Origin of the sequence: Paenibacillus sp. FSL R7-0333 (assembly GCF_038000365.1) — a bacterium.
Taxonomy (GTDB): domain Bacteria; phylum Bacillota; class Bacilli; order Paenibacillales; family Paenibacillaceae; genus Paenibacillus_AQ; species Paenibacillus_AQ silagei.
The window spans coordinates 4802379-4821790 of the sequence record NZ_JBBOBZ010000001.1; the positions used below are offsets into that span (position 1 = coordinate 4802379).

22 protein-coding genes are annotated in these 19412 nt (G+C 53.7%); 10 read left to right on the plus strand and 12 right to left on the minus strand.

Annotated elements, in window-relative coordinates:
• Positions 1–55: 55 nt before the first annotated feature.
• Complete coding sequence (locus MKY86_RS20470; RefSeq protein ID WP_076079944.1) at positions 56–916, minus strand: undecaprenyl-diphosphate phosphatase; 861 nt, start codon at positions 914–916, stop codon at positions 56–58.
• 197 nt (positions 917–1113) lie between these two features.
• Here MKY86_RS20470 and MKY86_RS20475 point away from each other — a divergent pair, with 197 nt between their 5' ends.
• From MKY86_RS20475 to MKY86_RS20490, 4 genes are all read left to right on the plus strand, one after another.
• Entirely contained in the window at positions 1114–2145 is a 1032-nt protein-coding gene (locus tag MKY86_RS20475; protein WP_076079945.1) for an NADH:flavin oxidoreductase/NADH oxidase, read from the plus strand.
• An 88-nt stretch (positions 2146–2233) separates the two neighbouring features.
• Entirely contained in the window at positions 2234–2668 is a 435-nt protein-coding gene (locus MKY86_RS20480) for a MarR family winged helix-turn-helix transcriptional regulator (protein ID WP_036731817.1), read from the plus strand.
• A 128-nt stretch (positions 2669–2796) separates the two neighbouring features.
• Positions 2797–3069, plus strand: coding sequence for a PQ-loop domain-containing transporter (locus MKY86_RS20485; protein WP_076079946.1), 273 nt, complete (start codon positions 2797–2799; stop codon positions 3067–3069).
• Between the two features lie 78 nt (positions 3070–3147).
• Positions 3148–3891 (plus strand): class I SAM-dependent methyltransferase, encoded by a 744-nt coding sequence (locus MKY86_RS20490; RefSeq protein ID WP_076079947.1) that lies wholly within the window; start codon positions 3148–3150, stop codon positions 3889–3891.
• Between the two features lie 73 nt (positions 3892–3964).
• Here MKY86_RS20490 and MKY86_RS20495 read toward each other — a convergent pair whose 3' ends face one another.
• The 5 genes from MKY86_RS20495 to MKY86_RS20515 form a co-directional block, all read right to left on the minus strand.
• Positions 3965–4651, minus strand: a complete 687-nt coding sequence (locus MKY86_RS20495) for a YitT family protein (RefSeq protein WP_076079948.1) — start codon at positions 4649–4651, stop codon at positions 3965–3967.
• Positions 4652–4972: 321 nt separating this feature from the next.
• Positions 4973–5473 carry a Crp/Fnr family transcriptional regulator gene (locus MKY86_RS20500; RefSeq protein WP_076079949.1) on the minus strand — a complete coding sequence of 167 codons (501 nt, stop codon included), beginning with the start codon at positions 5471–5473 and terminating at the stop codon, positions 4973–4975.
• 174 nt (positions 5474–5647) lie between these two features.
• The gene (locus tag MKY86_RS20505) at positions 5648–7600 is read right to left on the minus strand and encodes a PTS fructose transporter subunit IIABC (RefSeq protein WP_076079950.1); all 1953 of its coding nucleotides are present in this window, start codon (positions 7598–7600) and stop codon (positions 5648–5650) included.
• Positions 7601–7647: 47 nt separating this feature from the next.
• Positions 7648–8559: a 1-phosphofructokinase gene (gene pfkB, locus MKY86_RS20510; RefSeq protein WP_076079951.1), complete on the minus strand. Its 912-nt coding sequence runs from the start codon at positions 8557–8559 to the stop codon at positions 7648–7650.
• Between the two features lie 39 nt (positions 8560–8598).
• The gene (locus tag MKY86_RS20515) at positions 8599–9360 is read right to left on the minus strand and encodes a DeoR/GlpR family DNA-binding transcription regulator (RefSeq protein WP_076079952.1); all 762 of its coding nucleotides are present in this window, start codon (positions 9358–9360) and stop codon (positions 8599–8601) included.
• Between the two features lie 346 nt (positions 9361–9706).
• Here MKY86_RS20515 and MKY86_RS20520 point away from each other — a divergent pair, with 346 nt between their 5' ends.
• Entirely contained in the window at positions 9707–10024 is a 318-nt protein-coding gene (locus MKY86_RS20520; RefSeq protein WP_036731795.1) for a hypothetical protein, read from the plus strand.
• A gap of 26 nt (positions 10025–10050) precedes the next feature.
• Here the strand turns inward: MKY86_RS20520 and MKY86_RS20525 are convergent, their stop codons facing one another.
• Positions 10051–10518: a general stress protein gene (locus MKY86_RS20525; protein ID WP_076079953.1), complete on the minus strand. Its 468-nt coding sequence runs from the start codon at positions 10516–10518 to the stop codon at positions 10051–10053.
• Positions 10519–10702: 184 nt separating this feature from the next.
• On the opposite strand from MKY86_RS20525, the gene MKY86_RS20530 reads away from it, so the two are divergent.
• Positions 10703–11839, plus strand: a complete 1137-nt coding sequence (locus tag MKY86_RS20530; protein ID WP_076079954.1) for an AI-2E family transporter — start codon at positions 10703–10705, stop codon at positions 11837–11839.
• 164 nt (positions 11840–12003) lie between these two features.
• Here the strand turns inward: MKY86_RS20530 and MKY86_RS20535 are convergent, their stop codons facing one another.
• The 4 genes from MKY86_RS20535 to MKY86_RS20550 form a co-directional block, all read right to left on the minus strand.
• Positions 12004–12408, minus strand: coding sequence for a hypothetical protein (locus tag MKY86_RS20535; RefSeq protein ID WP_076079955.1), 405 nt, complete (start codon positions 12406–12408; stop codon positions 12004–12006).
• A 31-nt stretch (positions 12409–12439) separates the two neighbouring features.
• The gene (gene ung, locus MKY86_RS20540; RefSeq protein ID WP_076079956.1) at positions 12440–13108 is read right to left on the minus strand and encodes a uracil-DNA glycosylase; all 669 of its coding nucleotides are present in this window, start codon (positions 13106–13108) and stop codon (positions 12440–12442) included.
• Between the two features lie 71 nt (positions 13109–13179).
• On the minus strand, positions 13180–13845 hold the full coding sequence (gene rnhA / locus MKY86_RS20545; protein ID WP_076079957.1) for a ribonuclease H: 666 nt from the start codon (positions 13843–13845) through the stop codon (positions 13180–13182).
• A gap of 157 nt (positions 13846–14002) precedes the next feature.
• Complete coding sequence (locus MKY86_RS20550) at positions 14003–14578, minus strand: TetR/AcrR family transcriptional regulator (protein ID WP_076079958.1); 576 nt, start codon at positions 14576–14578, stop codon at positions 14003–14005.
• Between the two features lie 86 nt (positions 14579–14664).
• Between MKY86_RS20550 and MKY86_RS20555 the strand changes: the two genes are divergently transcribed.
• The 3 genes from MKY86_RS20555 (at position 14665) to MKY86_RS20565 (ending at position 17648) form a co-directional block, all read left to right on the plus strand.
• Entirely contained in the window at positions 14665–15216 is a 552-nt protein-coding gene (locus MKY86_RS20555; RefSeq protein ID WP_076079959.1) for a hypothetical protein, read from the plus strand.
• 93 nt (positions 15217–15309) lie between these two features.
• Positions 15310–16671 (plus strand): metallophosphoesterase, encoded by a 1362-nt coding sequence (locus MKY86_RS20560; protein ID WP_076079960.1) that lies wholly within the window; start codon positions 15310–15312, stop codon positions 16669–16671.
• Between the two features lie 74 nt (positions 16672–16745).
• Complete coding sequence (locus MKY86_RS20565; RefSeq protein ID WP_036731772.1) at positions 16746–17648, plus strand: manganese catalase family protein; 903 nt, start codon at positions 16746–16748, stop codon at positions 17646–17648.
• A gap of 120 nt (positions 17649–17768) precedes the next feature.
• On the opposite strand, the gene MKY86_RS20570 is transcribed toward MKY86_RS20565, so the two are convergent.
• The gene (locus tag MKY86_RS20570) at positions 17769–18878 is read right to left on the minus strand and encodes a hypothetical protein (RefSeq protein ID WP_076079961.1); all 1110 of its coding nucleotides are present in this window, start codon (positions 18876–18878) and stop codon (positions 17769–17771) included.
• Positions 18879–19080: 202 nt separating this feature from the next.
• Here MKY86_RS20570 and MKY86_RS20575 point away from each other — a divergent pair, with 202 nt between their 5' ends.
• Positions 19081–19299 carry a hypothetical protein gene (locus tag MKY86_RS20575; RefSeq protein WP_036698535.1) on the plus strand — a complete coding sequence of 73 codons (219 nt, stop codon included), beginning with the start codon at positions 19081–19083 and terminating at the stop codon, positions 19297–19299.
• Positions 19300–19412 lie beyond the last annotated feature (113 nt).

Consider the following 19412-nt stretch of genomic DNA (forward strand, 5'->3'; position numbering starts at 1 on the left):
AAAAAAGCTGCACCCCATGAAGGAGGAGCAGCTTAGACTCTGAGGCCCGGCGAAATCAGAACCAGATCAGATAGACCACACCCGCAAGTACAATCCGGTAGATTGCGAAGGGCAACAGCTTGATCCGGTTAATCAGCTTCAGGAAGAAACGCATCGATACCAGTGCGAATACGAAGGCGCTGATGAACCCGGCAATGAAGAACGGCAAGGCATCCAGCGTAAAATACTGCCAGTTCTTCAGCAGTGAAATCAGGCTCGCCCCGGCCATAATCGGCACCGCCATGATGAAGGTGAAATCGGCTGCCGCACGGTGGCTCATGCCCAGCAGAACCCCGCCGGATATCGTCGAGCCCGACCGCGAGAAGCCCGGCCACAGGGAGATACATTGAATCAATCCGACTGATAGCGCCTGCCTATATGTAATTTGGTCCACACTCTCAGTCCGGGCATTCGCAGGCGCAAAACGGTCAGCACAGATCATGAACAACGCTCCTACCACAAGTCCAATCAGCACAGTAAAGGTAGAGAACAGATGCTCATCGATGTAATCCTCCAGCAGAAATCCGAAAATACCGGCAGGCAGCAGTCCAACGAGGATATGCGTCAGCTTCAGCCGTCCTTCAACCGGAGCCTGCCGCTGCCCTTCCGGCACTACGGCCAGATCCTGGCGGCTAAGCTTCCTCAGGCCCAGCAGATCAATGAACCGGTTACGGAAAATAATGACGACTGCAAGAATGGAGCCTAATTGAATTACTACCTTGAAGGAGTTGGCCGTGTATTTCCCCAGGAACTCCTGCGATTTAAGCCACATATCATCAACGATGATCATATGGCCTGTCGAGGATACCGGAGCAAATTCGGTCAGCCCTTCTACAATGCCCAGAATGATTGCTTTGACAATGGTCAGCAGCTCCATGGCGATCCCCCTTTATTATTTTCAATATAATAATTGTAAACTCGCACAGCTATTTCTGAATCTTACAATCCCCTTGCAGTATTGCAAATTTTAATTCATAACGCTGACTTGACAGTCCGGAAGGAACACTTTATATTTATATGCATGCGCATGCATTTATAATTAACAATCCCAGGCAAACCGAAGGAGCGAGAAGGATGACGAAAGATCTGTTCACCCCCTATGAGTATAAAAGCTTAAAACTTAAGAACCGGGTTGTGATGCCGCCTATGTGCCAATATTCAGTTACCAATAAAGATGGAATCGCTAACGACTGGCATTACAACCACTATGTAAGCCGCGCTGTCGGCGGCACCGGACTGATCATTGTCGAGATGGCTGATGTGGACCCGGACGGCCGGATTACCGATTATGATCTGGGCCTCTGGTCTGATGAGCAGATTCCTGCGCTGGCGCGGATTGTAGAAGCCAGCCATGCCCATGGAGCCAAAATCGGAATTCAGGTGGCCCATGCCGGACGCAAGGCGGAGGATGCCAAAGTTCCTGTCTCTTCTTCCGCTATTCCTTTTGACGACAAGTCCAAGACTCCTCATGCCCTGACAACAGAAGAAGTTAAAGACATGGTCCGGAAATTCAAACGGGGCGTAGCGCGTGCAGTTCAGGCCGGGTTCGACACTATTGAGCTGCACGGCGCCCACGGCTATCTGATTCACCAGTTCCACTCGCCGCTGACCAACCAGCGGACTGATGAATACGGACAGGATCTGACCTTGTTTGGCCGGGAGGTGATCGCTGCCGCCAAGAGCGTAATGCCTGAGGATATGCCACTGATCATGCGGATTTCCGCCAAAGAATATGTGAAAGGCGGCTACGGCCTCCAAGAGGGTCTGGAGATCAGCAGAGCCTATAAGGAAGCCGGGGCCGATATTTTCCATATCAGTTCAGGCGGTGAAGGAGCCGTTGACGCAGAGAATGGACCGGGCAACCATGCAGCCTATCAGTTACCGCTGGCCAGAACGATCCGCCAGGAGCTGAACGTACCGGTGATTGCTGTCGGCCGCTTGGATGAAGCGGTTCTTGCCAACGCCGTCATTAGCAATGAAGAAGCTGACTTGGTGGCGGTGGGCCGGGGAATGCTCCGTAATCCTTACTGGACGCTGGAAGCCGGTGTGACGCTGCGCAAAGACGCAAATATACCTAAGCAGTACGCATTAGGATTCCCGCGTTAAGGACAATTCGTCAGCAGCTTGCCTATGGTGATGGTATACTGTATAACAACTACTATTCATTAGAGGTATACACCGGGAGGATGAAGACATGACTAACCCCCCTTCAAATGATCTGATTAACAGCTGGTTATCGCTCTCTCTGATACAGATGAAGGTGGCCGCAGTCCTTGAAGCGAAGCTGACCGAGAACTATGAGTTATCGCTTAAGGAATTCTATGTATTGCTGTTTCTGTCCGAAGCCCCTGAGCAAAAGCTGAAGCTCCAGCAGCTGGAATCGATGGTCGGGCTTAGCCAGAGTGCTGTGTCCCGGCTGGTCAGCCGCTTCGAAGCCAAGGGCTGCGGAGCGCTGGAGCGCAAGTCCTGCGAGGCAGACCGCAGAAGCATCTATACGTCCCTGACTGCCATTGGGCAGGACAAGGTTGACCGGGCGAAGCAGACCGTTCATGAAGTGCTGCAGGAAGCCTTTCCTGTAGACGACACGCAGCTGCTGCTGGAGCAGCTTATCCAGCTGAAGCAATCCTAGACCCGGGCAGATGCCTGCCGGGTGAACCCGCCGTCCCTCCCGAGGGATGGCGGGTTTTTGTCTGAACCTCCCTCTCCCCCTGAGCATACATCGTACTAATACGAAATTAAGAATAGCGGGGTGTATGAATGGTGTTCACAGTTATGCAGCTGGTTGGCGGTCTTATTCTCTCTGTAGGCTGGATTCCGCAGATTGTGCAGATCCTCAGGACCCGTTCTGTTGCAGATCTCAGTCTGAAATCTTACCTGCTGATGCTGCTGGGCATCGCACTTATGGAGGCTTATGCGGTTAACCTGGCCGCGCAGGGGGTCGGATTTGCTTTTCTGATCACCAATTCCTTATCACTAGCCGTTGTAACAACGGTAGTCCTGCTGATTATCCGCTACCGGACCCAAGGGTAACAATGAATTCTGTAGGCTGCACTTCCGTCCCATCTGCGTTATACTTTCTGTAATAAAAGGATGTGGGAGGTTCAATGAATGAAGCAAAATAAGTATGACGACGCAGGTTTTTTTGCGAATTACAGCCTGATGCCCCGCTCTACGGGCGGACTGGAGGCTGCCGGAGAATGGGAGGTCTTCCGTACCCTGCTGCCTGATCTGGCGGGCCAGCGGGTGCTTGATCTGGGGTGCGGGTTCGGCTGGCACTGCCGGTATGCCCGGGAGCAGGGGGCGGCTTCCGTCGTAGGCATAGATCTCTCCGCCAATATGCTGGAGCGTGCCCGCGCGATGACAGACGACCCGAAGATTGAGTATCTCCAGCTCGCGATTGAGGATGCCGCATTCGGGGCAGAGCAATTTGATACCGTGATCAGCTCGCTGGCGATCCACTATATTGAAGATTTCGGCAGTCTCTGCCGCCAGGTCCGGCATTGCCTGAAGCCCGGGGGAGCCTTCGTCTTCTCTGTAGAGCATCCGATCTTCACCGCCCTCGCCGCGCAGGATTGGCATTACAGCCCGGACGGGGAGAAGCAGCATTGGCCCGTGGACAACTACCATCTCGAAGGGCTAAGGCTGGCTGATTTTCTCGAACACGAGGTTGCAAAATACCACCGGACCACAGCCACCTACCTGGGTACGCTGCTCGATTCCGGCTTCGTCCTGAAGGAGATGTCGGAGCTGCAGCCGACCCCTGAGATGCTGGAGAAGAATCCGGCCTGGCAGGAGGAGACGCGGCGTCCGATGTTCCTGCTGCTGTCAGCGGTGAAGCAGTCAACAGACTAATCTTATTACGCAAAAAAAAGACCAGCCGGACGGTAGTCCGCTGACCTTTTATCATCCCCGTGGTTCACGGAGTTCACATTGCATTATTCACATTCACTGTACCTTCCTGAGTCTTGGCAAGTGCGGACGGAATCTTAGGTGCCTGAACCAGCTTCTGTCTGCCCAGAGAGGTTGTAAAAGTGATTACATAACCGGCTACAACTACAGCCATCACAGTGTACAGGGTTTCTCTTAACGGCATATAGAAGAGGGAAAAAGCCAGAACGATTACATCCATCAGGATAAATACGGTTCCTACCTTAATACCTTTCCATTCACTGATCAGCACGGACAAAATATCGTCCCCGCCGCTCGCCCCGCCGCCCAGCAGGACCATTCCTGCGCCCAGACCTGTCAATACCCCGGACAACAGCGCCGCAACCGGCAAGTTATCCTGCAGGTCAATAACCCAGCCGGAATAGCGTTCCATCAGCCCGTAGAATACCGTGAAGGCCACTACGGAGATGAAGGTGTTCACTACGAATGATTTTCCTTTGAAGATGATTGCGATGATGAGTACCGGAATGTCCAAAATCAGGATGCTAAGTGATGGTGAAATCCCCAGTACATACTTGCCGAGCAGCGACAAGCCTACGAATCCGCCTTCGGTCAAGTGGTTCTGATAATTAATGTGATAATACGTAAATGCAAGCAATAGTGTTCCGGTCAAAATAATAGCTAACCGGAGCGGCAAACTCATGCCACTGTCTTGTTTCCTCATTACTCGGTCTCCCCTTATCGTATATGGCGGCTAGACGTTCGTGCCAGCCTCTACGAGGGGTTATACCGGAGGAGGTGTTGCTCCTTCGCATACAATACTCCCTTCCCTTCGCAGAAGCGGCTTCGTCAATGAACAACGGTTCGCGCACATTCTACAGGGAAGCTAAGTATAAGACAGATCATAACGTTTCCAAATCGTCCTTTGGGGAATCGTCCTTCGGGGACACATGGTATCCTGATCCTTTCTTTAATTTGATATGTTCTGAATAGATTATACCACGCGGAGGGGCCACTCTAAACAGTTTCCATTAAAAATAAGCAATCAGCCCGGATTCCGCAGCAGACGGTTGACGGTCTCGCGGCGGACGCCGATCAATTGTCCTATCTCTTCCTGTGTCAGCAGATCTGTGAGCTGTGCGCCATGAGAATATTCGGTCAGCCAGCGGGTCAGCAGGGCCATACGCTCCCCCGGCGTTCCAACCGTGAGATGATCGAGCCTCGTCTGCATGAACCGCACCTTCTCCTGAAGCAAAAGGGCGATCTCCATCACCTTCTCTGGATTCTCCCTCAGCTCCCGGTACCATTCTGCAGCCGGAATCAGCTCAACCTCACTCTTCATCATTGCCACTGCGGTTCCATGCGCCTCCTTCGGCGAAATGAGGGAATGATGCGGAACAGTCTCACCCGGATATAGCAGGTTGAACAATACCATGTTCCCGTTCTCATGCAGTCTCGTGACCTTGAACAGTCCGCTCTTCACCTTGAACAGGTTCTGGCCGCCGTCACCCTGGCGGAATAAGACCTCACCTCTGTGCAGAATCATTTCGCATTCTCCTTTGCCTTCTCTGTATATATATTTTTAATTATACCGAAATAAGACACCAAATTGGAGCGGCAAGCGTAAAACAGCCCTGTTTCAGGCTCTAAATGGCAAAAACCGCCTGGGAGCAGAGGACTGTCTCTGCTCCCAGGCGGTTTCAGGGAAAGGCAAGATACGTTATTTTGCTGTGATCGGCTTCTTCCAGAGCCCCAGGATCAGACCGGAAATCACGGAACCGATCAGCACAGATAACAGGAACAGCGCGGCATTGCTGGACAGGAAGGCTACGAACACACCGCCATGCGGTGCGGGAACGTTGAGGTTCCATAGCTGGGTAAGCCCGCCAGCTACGGCAGAGCCCAGAATACAAGAGGTGAGTACCCGCAGCGGATCAGCCGCAGCGAACGGAATGGCCCCTTCGGTGATGAACGACAAGCCCAGCACATAGTTGGTTACACCGGATTTGCGTTCGGTCTCCGTGAATTTATTCTTGAAGAACGAGGTTGCCAGCGCAATCGCCAGCGGAGGCACCATCCCTCCGGCCATCACTGCTGCCATCATCATTCCGTTTGTATTGCCGCTGGACGTAAACACGCCGATGGCAAAGGTGTAGGCTGCCTTGTTGAATGGACCGCCCATATCAATGGCCATCATCCCGCCAAGCACCAAGCCCAGCAGAATCTTGTTGCCGGTACCGAGATTGTTAAGCGCATCGGTCAATCCTCCGTTAATCCAGCTAAATAACGGATCGAACAGGAAGAACATAACTGCGCCAGTAATCAAAAGGCTGAATACAGGATAGAGCAGAATCGGCTTCAGTCCGTCCAGTGTGCGCGGCAGGCCCGAGAAGGCTCTGCGGAGCATAATCACAACGTAGCCGGCCAGGAACCCGGCAGCCAGACCTCCGAGGAAGCCTGAATTAGAGTTAAGGGCCATCAGACCGCCGACCATACCCGGCATAAGCGCAGGCCGGTCACCGATGCTCATCGCGATAAATCCGGCAAGGATCGGAATCAGGAAGTGGAAGGCTCCGTCACCGCCGCCAATGCTCTGTAGCAGCTTGACCAGCGGATTGTCGGGACTGGCCACCTGTTCAATCAGGAAGGAGATCGCCAGCAGAATGCCTCCGCCGACTACGAACGGCAGCATATGCGAGATGCCGTTCATCAGGTCTTTGTAGATTTTGCTTCCAATAGAACCGGACTTCACAGGTGCTGAGCCTTCTTCATTGCGTCCAGAGCCGCGGTAGATAGGTGCATCTCCTGCAACTGCGATCCGGATCAGCTCCTCTGACTTGCGGATACCGTCGCTAACCGGTCGCTGAAGCACAGGCTTGCCGCTGAAGCGCTCCATCTCCACGTTCTTGTCGGCGGCAACAATGACCCCGCTGGCCCGGGCGATCTCGTCTGCGGTCAGCACATTCTGCGCACCCTCTGAGCCATTGGTTTCGACACGGATATTGACCCCCATCTCCTTGGCCTTCTTCTTGAGAGCATCCTCAGCCATGAAGGTATGGGCGATTCCAGTAGGACATGCTGTTACAGCAACAACGAAGCTCTGTGAATCGGGGTTCCCGGTAATCATCCGTGCCGGTTCAGCTTGCGGCGCAGTTGCCTTCGGTGCAGCATCCTTCACCGCCGCTGCCTTAGCTTCCGCTTCTGCCTGGGCTTCCGCCTCCGCTTGCTTGGCATCGAATAATGCGGACACCTCGGCAGGTGTCTTCGCACCCATGAGCTGTTCGATGAATTCGCTTTCAATGAGCAACCTGGACAGTGCAGCGAGTGTCCGCAGGTGCATATTTCCAGCTCCGTCCGGCGCGGCGATCATGAAGAATATGTGGGCCGGCGCTTCATCCAGGGAGGCAAAATCAATTCCGGCGCTGCTCTTCGCAAATACTACTGTTGCTTCGCTAACGGCCTTGGTCTTGGCATGAGGCATAGCAATGCCTCCGCCGATGCCTGTGCTGGACTGGGCTTCACGCTCCAGAATCTTCTCCTTGAACAGCTTCGCATCCGTGATGCGTCCGCTGGCCGCGAGGCTGGCAATCAGCTCGTCAATGACCCCTTCCTTCGTTGTCGCCTGCAGCTCCATAATCATCGTTTCCTGTATCATCAAATCTGTAATTTTCATCAATTCTCAACTCCCCGAATGTACTTGAACCTGTTAACCTCTGTTATTCATAGCTGAGATATGGCAATAAGCGGACGAAGCTCTTCAATCAATGCCCGGTCTGCCAGATCATCGGAGAACGCTGTGGCACTTCCTGATGCCACACCGGCACGGAATGCTTCCAGCACATTCCCTGTCAGCGACAAGGTGCCCACGAATCCGGCAATCATCGAATCTCCCGCACCTACTGAATTCCTCACCTGGCCCTTAGGAGCGCTGGCATGGTAAACTTCTTGCCCGGTAAGGAACAATGCGCCTTCGCCAGCCATCGAGACCAGCACGTGCTTGGCACCACCCGTAAGAAGCTTGCGTCCGTAAGTGATAATCTCTTCTCTGGTACTGATCTGAACACCGAACAGCTCTGCCAGCTCATGGTGATTCGGCTTGACCAGCAACGGCCCCCGGGATAAGGCGTCCTGCAAGGCCTGCCCGGTCGTATCAATAACGAACTCCGCGCCCTTCTGCCTGCATACTGCAATCAGTCTGCTGTAGAAATCTCCACCCAGCGAAGGTGGCGTGCTGCCTGACAGGATCACAATGTCACCCGGCTTCAGGGCTTCCAGCTTAAGCAGCAGCGAAGACGTCTCGGTCTCCGTAATGACAGGCCCGGCCCCGTTAATCTCTGTCTCCTGCCCGGCCTTAAGCTTGATATTGATCCGGGTATCGTCCGCAATATGAACGAAGTCGCCGGAGATCCCCTCCTGGCCCAGCCAGGTATCAATGTAGCCACCGGTGAAGCCGCCCAGAAATCCGGTTGCCGTATTCTCAACGCCCAGCTGCTTCAGAACGCGGGATACGTTGATTCCCTTCCCGCCGGGCAGCTTCATATCGCGCTTCATCCGGTTGAGTCCGCCTAGTGTTAGCTCTTCTACCTCCACGATATAATCGACGGAAGGATTGAGTGTCACCGTATAAATCATCATTCATCCCTCATTTATAATGTTTGTCTTCCCATCCCGTCACACCAGTGTATAATCCACATCCAGCTTCTCAAGCTGCCTCCTGAAGCTATCCGGAATCCCCGTATCCAAAATGCAGTGGTCCATCTCCTGCAGATCCGCAACCTTGCAGAAGGAGATCTGCCCAATTTTGCTATGGTCGGCCAGCAGGATCGTCTGCTTCGCTACAGCGATCATTTTGCGCTTGGTGGCCGCTTCCAGCATATTCGGCGTCGTAACCCCTTCGCGGATATCCAGCCCGTTGGTGCCAAGGAAAGCCTTATCCACCCGAACCATATCCAGCGAGCGTTCGGTCATCGGTCCGACAAAAGCCATGGTGTCCGGCCTTAGCATCCCGCCTGTAATAGACACCTCAATATGGCGGCAGTCCTTCAGCTCGTTCAGCGCCATGATTGAGTTGGTAATGACCTTGAGATTGCGGAACGATTTCAGCGCCCGGGCAATCTGTAGGGTGGTGGTACCTCCGTCAAGGAGAATGGCATCACCATCCTCAATCATCTCCACAGCCTTCCCGGCAATCCGCAGCTTCTCCTCCAGGAACCGGTCTTCCTTGTCCGTAACCGCCGCTTCAAAGTTCACACTCTGCAGGGACACCGCCCCGCCATGCGTACGCTTCAGCAGCCGCGCTTCCTCCAGCTCCTTGAGGTCCCGGCGGATGGTCGATTCCGAGACGGACAGCTCGTGGCCCAGCTCCTGAACCGAAGCTCTTGTATGCTTCTCGACAAACAGCAGAATCATCCGTTTGCGTTCTTCTTCAAACATGCAGCTCACTCCTTAGGATGTGCAGCTACCCGCTGCCGGATTCCTATATATACAGTAACTACTGAATTGAAAGATAAGATGACTGGATTCAAATCACTTGTGACTGATGTTGATCGTTTGTGCTCATTTATGATTGTAACAGCGTTTTCATGACCTGTAAAGAGGCTACTATTCCAGCCAGATACACTACTGATGTAAGAATTGGCGTATGCTCTGCTCATTTATGCTCATTTCAACCTTGTAACTTTATGATCCGGTGCGGTAAATTACCTCCCGATTGCCCATTTCACAATGGCAGCGAGCGACATATTTATATTACATATGGGGAAAAGCGGGTGAACAGGAGATGGCCTATTACAATAACAACGGATATGGCAGCGCGGGAGGTAACGGCGGTAATGGCAGTAGCAGCGGCATTAACGGCCACGGAGGGGGCGGCAGTGACGGCCCAGTAGAAACCGAGGAGCTCAGTGCAGAGGATTATGCGATTATTGCTGCCGGCTTCGGCGTGCTCGGGGAACTGTTTGCTTTTTTCTCTCTGGTAAAAGCCAAGCAGGTGACCAAGGAAACAGGCGGACAGGTAGGTGCCGGCATCGACCCGGTGCTGTTCGTACAGAACCGCAAAAAAAAAGCAGCCAGACGAAAGTCCCGCCGGCTGCGTTGATCCCTTATCTTTTCCGAACCCATCACTTACTTCAAAGGTATGACCTCATGCTTCGCAAATATGGTCTGCACTCTCTCCCGCAGCTCCTCTTCGGGCAGAAGGACAATGACAATAATATGCTCCAGATCAGCATGCTCCGCATACGCCTCCGCGTCATCTTGCGGAATCCCCATTCCGATCAGGCTGACCGCAAGGCCGTCTGTCTCCAGATCCGCCCCCGCGAGCTTGCGGGCTGCCGGACCTGCTGCGACCGCAGAATCCGCGACCATATCCAGGCCTACACCAAGCCCGCGGGCTGTACCGTACAAGCCATTATTCCCCTGCCCCGTCTCCACATCTCCAATCGCGGCATCCTTGCTGATGATCTCCAGCGTATTCTTCTGCTTCGTGACAGCTGAGATATGCTTCGCCTTGATCCCATTCTTCTTCAATTCTTCGATCGCCAGCACCGCATCACTCCGGTGTCCAAAAATCCCCAATACCAATGTTGGCATGCGGTATCCCTCCTATTACTGCTACTGCAATATTACCACTCTGCTACTGCGATATTACCACTCTGCCTGTGGCTTGAATCCCGCATGTGGCGGCGGCTCCCGGTCTGGCCTGAATCAATCTCTTCTAATTGGGTTATAAAGATACGTATACATAAACATAACTTAAGAGATAGGGGGGGCTGCTGTGCTTCAAAGCAAGTATTTTCGGACCTGCCTGGCCATTATCGCCTTTTTGACGATTCTGTACCTTGGCTCGAAGGTCATTTTTCTGTTCACACCGCTGGTATCTATCATTCAACTGCTGCTCGTACCCATGATGCTGTCGGGCTTTATGTATTATCTTCTGCGGCCGATTGTCAACTATCTGGGGACCAAAAATGTTAACCGCGGGCTGTCCGTCCTGCTGATTTATCTTGTGTTCACCGGACTGTTCGTCTTATTCTGGGTGCTGGTCTGGCCTACACTGCGCGAGCAAATCCAGAATTTCATCGACAATACGCCGTATCTGGTCGAGGGTATACAAAACCAGTTCAACAAGCTCCAGAATGATCCGTCGTTCTCCCGCTTCTTCAAGGGTGACACGGATGTGACCACACGCTTGACGGAGTATGTGAACAGTGCCATTAACTGGGTGACCAATTCGATGTCCAACCTGATCACAGTGATCTCCAGTATTGTCGTGGTTATCGCTACCCTGCCAATTATTCTCTATTACATGCTGAAAGACGGGCACAAGCTGTCCCCGATTCTTCAGGGCCTGATTCCGAGAAAATACCGCAAGGAAGGCCAGGAGATGTTCAAGGATATTGACTCTGCACTCAGCGGCTTCATCGTTACACGTGTCCTGCTTAATGTGGTGCTGGGCATCTTGCTATACATCGGATTTTTGCTGATCGGCCTGCCTTATTCTCTGCTGCTCGCCGTGATCTCCATCCCGCTGAATTTCATTCCCTATGTGGGCTCTCTGCTGGCGGCGGTTCCGGTTGTTATCGTGGGGTTCATAGAATCGCCTTCTATGGCTATCTGGTCAGCGGTCGTCATTCTGATCGCGCAGCAGATTCAGGATAACGTGCTGTCACCGGTCATCTATGGCAAGTCGCTGGATGTTCACCCGCTGACAACAGTACTGCTTGTACTCGTGGGGGGCGACTTCTATGGACTGATCGGCGTCCTCATTGCGCTTCCGGTCTATATGATTATCAAAATCATCTTCCTGCGCATTTACGAGATCATTGTCGCCGAACGGGTGGATCAACCCGTACCCGAGCCAAGTACTCCGCCGGGGATTGAGATTGAGATCGTCAAGGACGATAAGGTATAGTAAAACAACCCCACAAAGTGGGGCTTTAGCGTAGGTGATAACTCAGGTACTTTGCGGGGGCCCCAAAACATATAAATTCTTATCTTTTAATAAAAAGCCCTCCGGCGCTGATGATCTCCGCGCCGGAGGGCTTTTCAATGTACACGCTTGAATGTATCTGGACTTCATCCCCGCAGCGAGCGGACCACGAAAGTGTGGTTGCCCTTAGGCAGGTTCTGCCCGTCACGCAGCGTCACGGAGCCTTTGGTATGTGCGATGATCGTCGCATTGAATGCAACCAGCTGGTCCCCTTTCCAGACCGTAACCGCTGATTTGAAATAGACGGCATTATCAAACTGCAGACGTTCTCTCATAATATATCCGACCGAATGGAGAACCGGGGGCAAAGCCCTCTCTTTGGGAGCCAGAGCCTTGATGTACACAATATCGCGGAAAGGGACGGCAATCTCCTGATGCCCGATGACGGCTACCGAAGCTGCAAGATCCCATCTGCGCAGAACGCCTTTCATAATCGTATATGGCTGCTCGCCGCAGTACATAATGACCGGTCTGCCAACCCAATGCTTCATGGCTCCACGCCCTTCCCTGTGCCTGAACTACTTATACCTTCGGTATGGACCAGTCTATGCCCTTAAGCCCATGCTGCTCCAGATACTGGTTGGCCTGAGAGAACGGGCGGCTGCCGAGAAATCCGCGGTGTGCTGAGAACGGGCTCGGGTGCGGGGACTGGATCACCTTGTGTCTGCTGCGGTCCACTACCGCGCCCTTAAGCTGGGCATGACTGCCCCACAGGATGAAGACCATCGGTTCCGTCCGCTCGTTCAGCTTCTCCATAATGGCATCCGTGAAGGTCTCCCAGCCCAGCCCCTTATGCGAATTCGGCTGGCCCTCGCGTACTGTCAGTACGGCATTGAGCATCAGCACGCCCTCCTCCGCCCAGTGCAGCAGCGATCCGTGGCCCGGCACCTCCAACCCGAGATCACTGTGCAGCTCAGCGTAGATATTGCGCAGAGACGGCGGAATCCTTACACCCGGCTCTACCGAGAAGCTAAGGCCATGGGCCTGTCCTGCGCCGTGATAAGGGTCCTGTCCGAGAATGACTACCCGGGTCTTACTGTAAGGCGTCAGCTTCAGCGCCGAGAACAGCTTGTCTTTCGGGGGATAGACTGTATACTGCTTGTACTCGCGTGCCAGGGCATAGCGCAATTCCTCAAAGTAAGGCTTCTGCGTCTCTTCCTGCAGCACTTCATCCCAATCGTTGCCAAACATTCGGTTCTCCTCCCAATTCCCCTGCTATTAGTATTGTTTCATTACCTGTTATTAACCAGAATAACAGGAACTTATTTGCGGCCATAGTCCGCCTTGATCTCGCCCCATGACTTCGTCTGCCATTTCAGCACCTTGTTGTCATAAGTATGGCTGCGCAGCCAGCTCTCCGCCCGGTCAATCAGCTGCCAGATCTCCTCTGTAGAGGCATCCCGGGGCAAGGTCGTGGCCACCTTTTTCTGCTTGACCCATTTCATTGCATTGACAGAATCACTGTAGACCGTCTTGCTGCTGCCTTCCTGCTTAAGATGAGCCAGAGCATGCACAATCGCCAGGAACTCTCCGAGGTTATTAGTCCCTTTACGGATCGGACCGCAGGAGAAAATCACATCCCCGGTCTGGGTATCTACGCCTTTGTATTCGACCGGTCCGGGATTCCCCCGGGTGCCTACATCCACGGAGATGCTGTCATAATCAATCTCCTCAGATGTCTCCACGCCGGCACTCCGGCTCCAGGACTTGCCTGACTTGCTTGTGCCGGAAGTCCCTGAAGCTGCCGCACCCGTTCCCCAGTTGCCCTTCCAGCCTGCCTTGAAGGCTGTCTCAGCCGCCGCCTTGCTCTCATAGGACTTATATTTCGCTCCGGTATAATGATCCGTCTGCGCCTGACATTCCGCCCATGTATTGTAGACTCCGGGCTGCTTGCCTTCCCAGACTACGTAGTATTTCTGCTTAGCCATTCCTATTGCTCCCTCCTGCCGGTGTAACCTTATCCAGAATAATATTGTACTGCATACTGCGTTCTTATTGAAGTCTGAATACACCCGCACGCCTGCTGCCCTCCCGAATATCTGTTTGGATAATTACCGGCAGGCGCGTTCATACTAATACGGCAGCTCAGTCCAGCACAGCCAGCGTAGTATCAATAATGGTCTGGAGCTTGCCTTCATCCCTCGTTGCCTTGACCATAACCCGCAGTCCAACCAGGGCATTGTGCAGATAAGCAGCAAGCGCCGGAGCCGCATGCCGGGAGGAGAGTTCTCCGGTCTCCTGTCCATGCAGGATCAGCTGTTCCATTAATCTCTCGGTATTCAAAAAAGCCTCATTGGCCCGCTCAGCAGCTTCCGGATCATGAGCCGACAGCTCCACTGCCGTATTCACCAGCATACAGCCCTTCGGCTCCGCTTCACTTCTGTAAACTGTGGCTTCGAATAAGAGGCGGATGGCAGCCTTGGCAGAGGTGATGCCCTCGATCCGGCTCTCCAGCCGGGAGCTTTGAAGGGCTGCAAAGCGCTCCAGCGCTTTTATATATAAGGTATGCTTGTCTCCAAAGGTGTCATACATGCTTCGCTTGTGAATTCCCATGCCGGCTACAAGATCCTGCATGGACGTCTTCTCATAGCCCTGCTGCCAGAAAATCGTCATTGCCTTGAGCAATACATCATCAATGTCAAACTCTTTGCTTCGCGCCATGATCATGCTCCTTTCGCGGTCTATTTTACCATTTATAGAACGATCGGTAAATATCTCACCCTTACACACCCCAAGGAGGTTATCACATGAGAAAACTCGCAGTAATACTTGCGGCATTCACCCTGACCCTGCTGATCGGATGCGGCAACAATAACAAAAGCACAGAGAACACTAACACCTCAGCGAACACGGGCAATACGGCAACCGCTGCCCCGGATGCGGTCACTTCAGCTTCAGTGGTCGACAACGGCGAAGCCTTCAAGAAGGCGATCAGCAAGGATGGCACCTGGATTGCAGCCACCCTGAAAGACCTGAGCTTCTCCGAGGAGCTTGTGGTGGACGGACAATTCATTAACAAGGAAGAACCTGCCCGCAAAATCGCGCTCTATACCCAGGATGCCGATCACAACATCACGAACTCCTTCAAGCTCACCGCCCCCAAATTGACGATCCGCAGCGAGAATGCCCGGATTCAGGGAGGGACCTTTGTGGGTGATGTCTATGTGGAGGCTGACGGCTTCGCCGTCGTGAATGCCACTATTGAAGGCAATGTCTATTTCTCCGATGCCAAGTACCAGGCTACCTATACGGCAGCTGATCAGGGTAAGGTAACCGGCGTCACCGAAGTGAAAAAATAATGCGGCAGGGTGCGGGGTGTTCCTCTTCGGGCAAGCGGCCGGGGAGGATACCCCTTTTTCTTGTTCCTGCCCGCGAAAAGGGGTGCTGGCCTAATGAAGTTCATCCGTAAGTATGCTATTCTTCCTCTTCTGCTCCTGATGCTCCCCTCCTGTGGCGGACAGGATGTAGCGGAGCCGGAGCCGCAATACCGGATTCAGTCCGGCCATGATCTGAGTATTCTGACAACGAGCGACACCCATTATTTAGCGCAGGAGCTAAGAGATCTCGGACCTGCCTTCCAGCAGTTTCTGGCTGCCGGTGACGGCAAGCAGCTCGGCTACAGCAAGGAGATGATGGAGGCGCTGGGCTATGATATCGGAATCCGCAAGCCGGATGTGGTGATTATCAGCGGGGATCTCAGCAACAACGGGGAAGAAGCCAGCCATAAGGAGCTGGCCGGACATCTGAAGCGCATTGAGCAAGATACCGGAACCCGGATCTATGTGATCCCGGGCAATCATGATATCCGGAATCCCTGGGCCCGGAGCTTCCGCGATAAGCGCCAATATGCCGCAGATTCCGTGAGCGTCAAGGCATTCCGCCAAATCTACGGCAGCTTCGGTTATGATGAGGCCCTGCTGAGAGACGAGGATTCGCTCAGTTATCTGGCCGCCCCGTCGGAGGATCTGTGGCTGCTCATGCTTGATACTGCACAGTATAAGGACAATAAAGCGCTGGGCCATCCCCAGCTGGAGGGCCGGGTGAGCGGACGGACTCTGGAATGGGTCGCCGCCTGCGGCGCGAAGGCCGCGGCCGCAGGCGCGCAGCTCGTGACGGTCATGCATCACAGCCTGCTGAATCACAGTGAATTCATTCAGGAGGGCTTCACTGTAGAGGATCATGCCAAGGTTACAGATGCCTTGATGCAGAGCGGTGTGCGGACGGTTCTCAGCGGGCATATACACATTCAGGACATCAGTGAATATAGTCATGACGGGGAACATATCTATGACATCGCCAGCAGCGCTTTATCTGTTTTTCCCCATCAATACGGACTCTTAACCTATTCCTCCGCCCGTCAGACTCTGGATTACAGCACGGCAAGATTAGGGATGGAGCAATGGGCAGCAGCCACCGGCAATACCGATCCGAATCTGCTGGGCTTCAGGGCCTACAGTGAAGCCAGCTTCCGCAAGCGGTCTGCCACCCGGAGTTATTCCCGTCTGGCTGAAGACCCCGCTTATGCCAGCTATACGGAGGCTGAGCTGAAGCAAATGGCTGACGTTGTCGGAAGGCTGAACGAGAATTACTTCGCAGGCTCTGCCAGTACGGGTAATGCCGCCGTGACCGCCACACCAGGCTACCGGCTCTGGCAGGACGCCCCGGCAAGCGGAACGAGAAGCTATGTTCTGGAGATGGCCTCGCAGCAGCCGAAGAACAATCATGAACTGCATGTCCAGCTTCCTCAGCGGTGATGTTTGAAAAACTGGAAATAGGTGTAAAATAGACAAGTATGCTTACACCTACTGCTGAGGAGATGATGATCACCATGTTCACACGTATGGATGAGATTATGATTGAAATCCCGGACGTCGAGAAACCAGATCCTAATGCTGCAGCAGCCGTACAAGAGCTGCTCGGAGGCAAATTCGGTGAAATGTCAACACTCAATAACTACTTGTACCAGTCCTTCAACTTCCGCTCCAAGGACAAGCTGAAGCCCTTCTACGACCTGGTAATGAGCATTACCGCCGAGGAGCTGGGCCATGTTGAGCTGGTCTCCCACGCCGTGAACAAATGTCTAAGAGGTTCCACGGCTTATAAGAAACCGGATTCCACACCGCTTGCGGATGTCAAAGACGCACGGCTGTCTTATCATTTCCTGGCGGGCGCACAGGGGGCCATGCCGTTCGATTCGATGGGCAATCCATGGACCGGAGCCAATGTGTTCAACAGCGGTAATCTGGTGGAGGACCTGCTTCATAACTTCTTCCTGGAGTGCGGGGCCAGAACCCATAAAATGAAGGTCTACGAAATGACCGACCACCCTGCAGCCCGGGCGGTAGTCGGCTTCCTGCTTGTCCGTGGAGGTGTTCACGTGGTCGCATACGCCAAGGCGCTGGAGATTGCCACAGGCGTCAATGTTACCAAGCTGGTGCCCATTCCTTCCTTGGACAACAAAGCTTTCAATGAAGCCAGAAAGTACGAGGAAAAAGGCGTTCATACGAAGCTGTACACCTGGAGCGATAAGGATTTCAGCTCCATTGACCAGATCTGGAAGGGCACTCACCCCGAGGACGGGCTTCCGCTTGAGGTCATTCAGGGCGTACCGGAAGGCTTCCCTATCCCCGAGGCCCCGGAAGTGAAGGAAGAATTCGCACCGGGCATCTCTGCCGAGGAATTCAAGGAGATTGCCAAACGGCTGAAAATGGCCGGGAATATTCATGACTAGCAGCCAGAGCCAAGCCTAGCGGATAATAGCACCCATAGAGAAGCGGATGTCCCGGAAGCCATGAACTGGCTGCCGGAACATCCGCTTTGTTTGGGTATGGATACTTCTAAGATCTCTGCCTTATAACTCCGGCTCAAGCAGCAGTAAGGTATCGGCTACAGCCCGCCCATTCACAAGCAGCACAATGGTATGCTCTCCGGGATAGTGCTTCCGTGTAGTCAGGTTGGCCCAGCGGTGGGTCCTTGTACCGGAGAGTCTGGTACCGCCGGGCACGGTTTTGTCGGATAACAGAAACAGCTTGCGCGAGGTCTTGCCGCCGGCCTTGACGAAGTTGATTCCGTATTCAATGCGGATGCGCACCGGACCGCCCTCCCGGATCGTCAGAGTGTATTGCAGCTCACAGTGCTCCCCAATCCGCAGCTCGGCCGGTTCGGCCGTTAGGACAGCCGAGCTGACCAGCGGGGTGCCGCTCTCCTCCGGGGCATATCCGAACAGCTCCATGATCTCAGGGTCCGCCTTGCGGATCAGAGAGCGGCAGCCATGCCGCACAATCCAGTTCGTATTTACGTTACTGCCCAGCCAGCGGCGGGCGGTAGCTATCACGATATCAGGGTGATCCTTCGCGATATCGTTCAGGTTGTTGGCTACACTTTTGCGCACATAGAGTGACGGGTCAGCCTTCAGCTTCTCCAGCAGCGGCAATAGCGGAGACGGATCGCGCTTGAACATCGGCAATGCCTGGCCCCAGGGCAGGCGGGGACGGCTGCCCTCACTGGCGAGCCGCCGCACATGCTCCCCCGGATGCTCCGCCCAGACCAGCATCTGGTCCATCATCGCTTGCGGATCACGCAGCAAGAACGGCCTGACGGCAAATTCCGCCGAGGACCTCTGGGTGAACCGCTCCAGCGCCTCCATCGACAGCTCCCAGTGCTCCTCACTTCCGCCATACACCTCCACGAAATCCGGGAAGATCAGATACGGGAAGCCGACACAGTCCTTATCTATCGCATACAATATCTTCAGCGCTTCCTCATAGGCCGGGGGCAGGCAGCTGCCCAGTGTCTCTGTAATCCTCCGCATCCGTGCCTTCAGCTCCAGCTCCTCCCACGGCTCCCTCATCGCCTCAGCCATGAAGCGGCCTAGCTCGAACGAACTGTAGACGGCTTTAATCTTCATTCCCAGGCTGTGCAGGAATTCTTGGTTGTACATTGCTTTCAGGGGTTCGGCCATTCTTGAATTCCTCCTGCTGATGTAATTGGATTCTCTTATAATGAGAGCTTACCATACGAACCGGACATCCCTGTGTCAACTTTCGGCTGGATATATATACACCAAGTATAGCCTATGTTCAAATCCGGCAGCCTGTCGTACAATAAGATTTAAGTTTTTTTGCCCGCTGACGATGTACTACCTCATGAAAGGACTGGGACTTTTGCCACAGACACTTGTTAAAAACATTGATTTTTTCGTAGCCGCACTGTCACAGACCTTCGTATCCGCCCTCCAGCTTGACCCTGACGGAATGTACTCCCAGGTAGGCAGCGGAGTCGTTGAGAAATTCTCTGATGAGTATGTCCGGCTGAAAAGATTCGACGGCACCACCTCGCATTACGCCCGCGATATTACGAAATTCCAGCACAACCATGCCTGAGAAGGCTTCGGGGTCTCTTCATCAGAGGAGAAGCAGCGCTCGCCGGTGATCCTTCCTCCCCTCTTCAAACGCAGACCCTGGACCCTCATCCGGGTCTGTTTTTGCGTTGACTT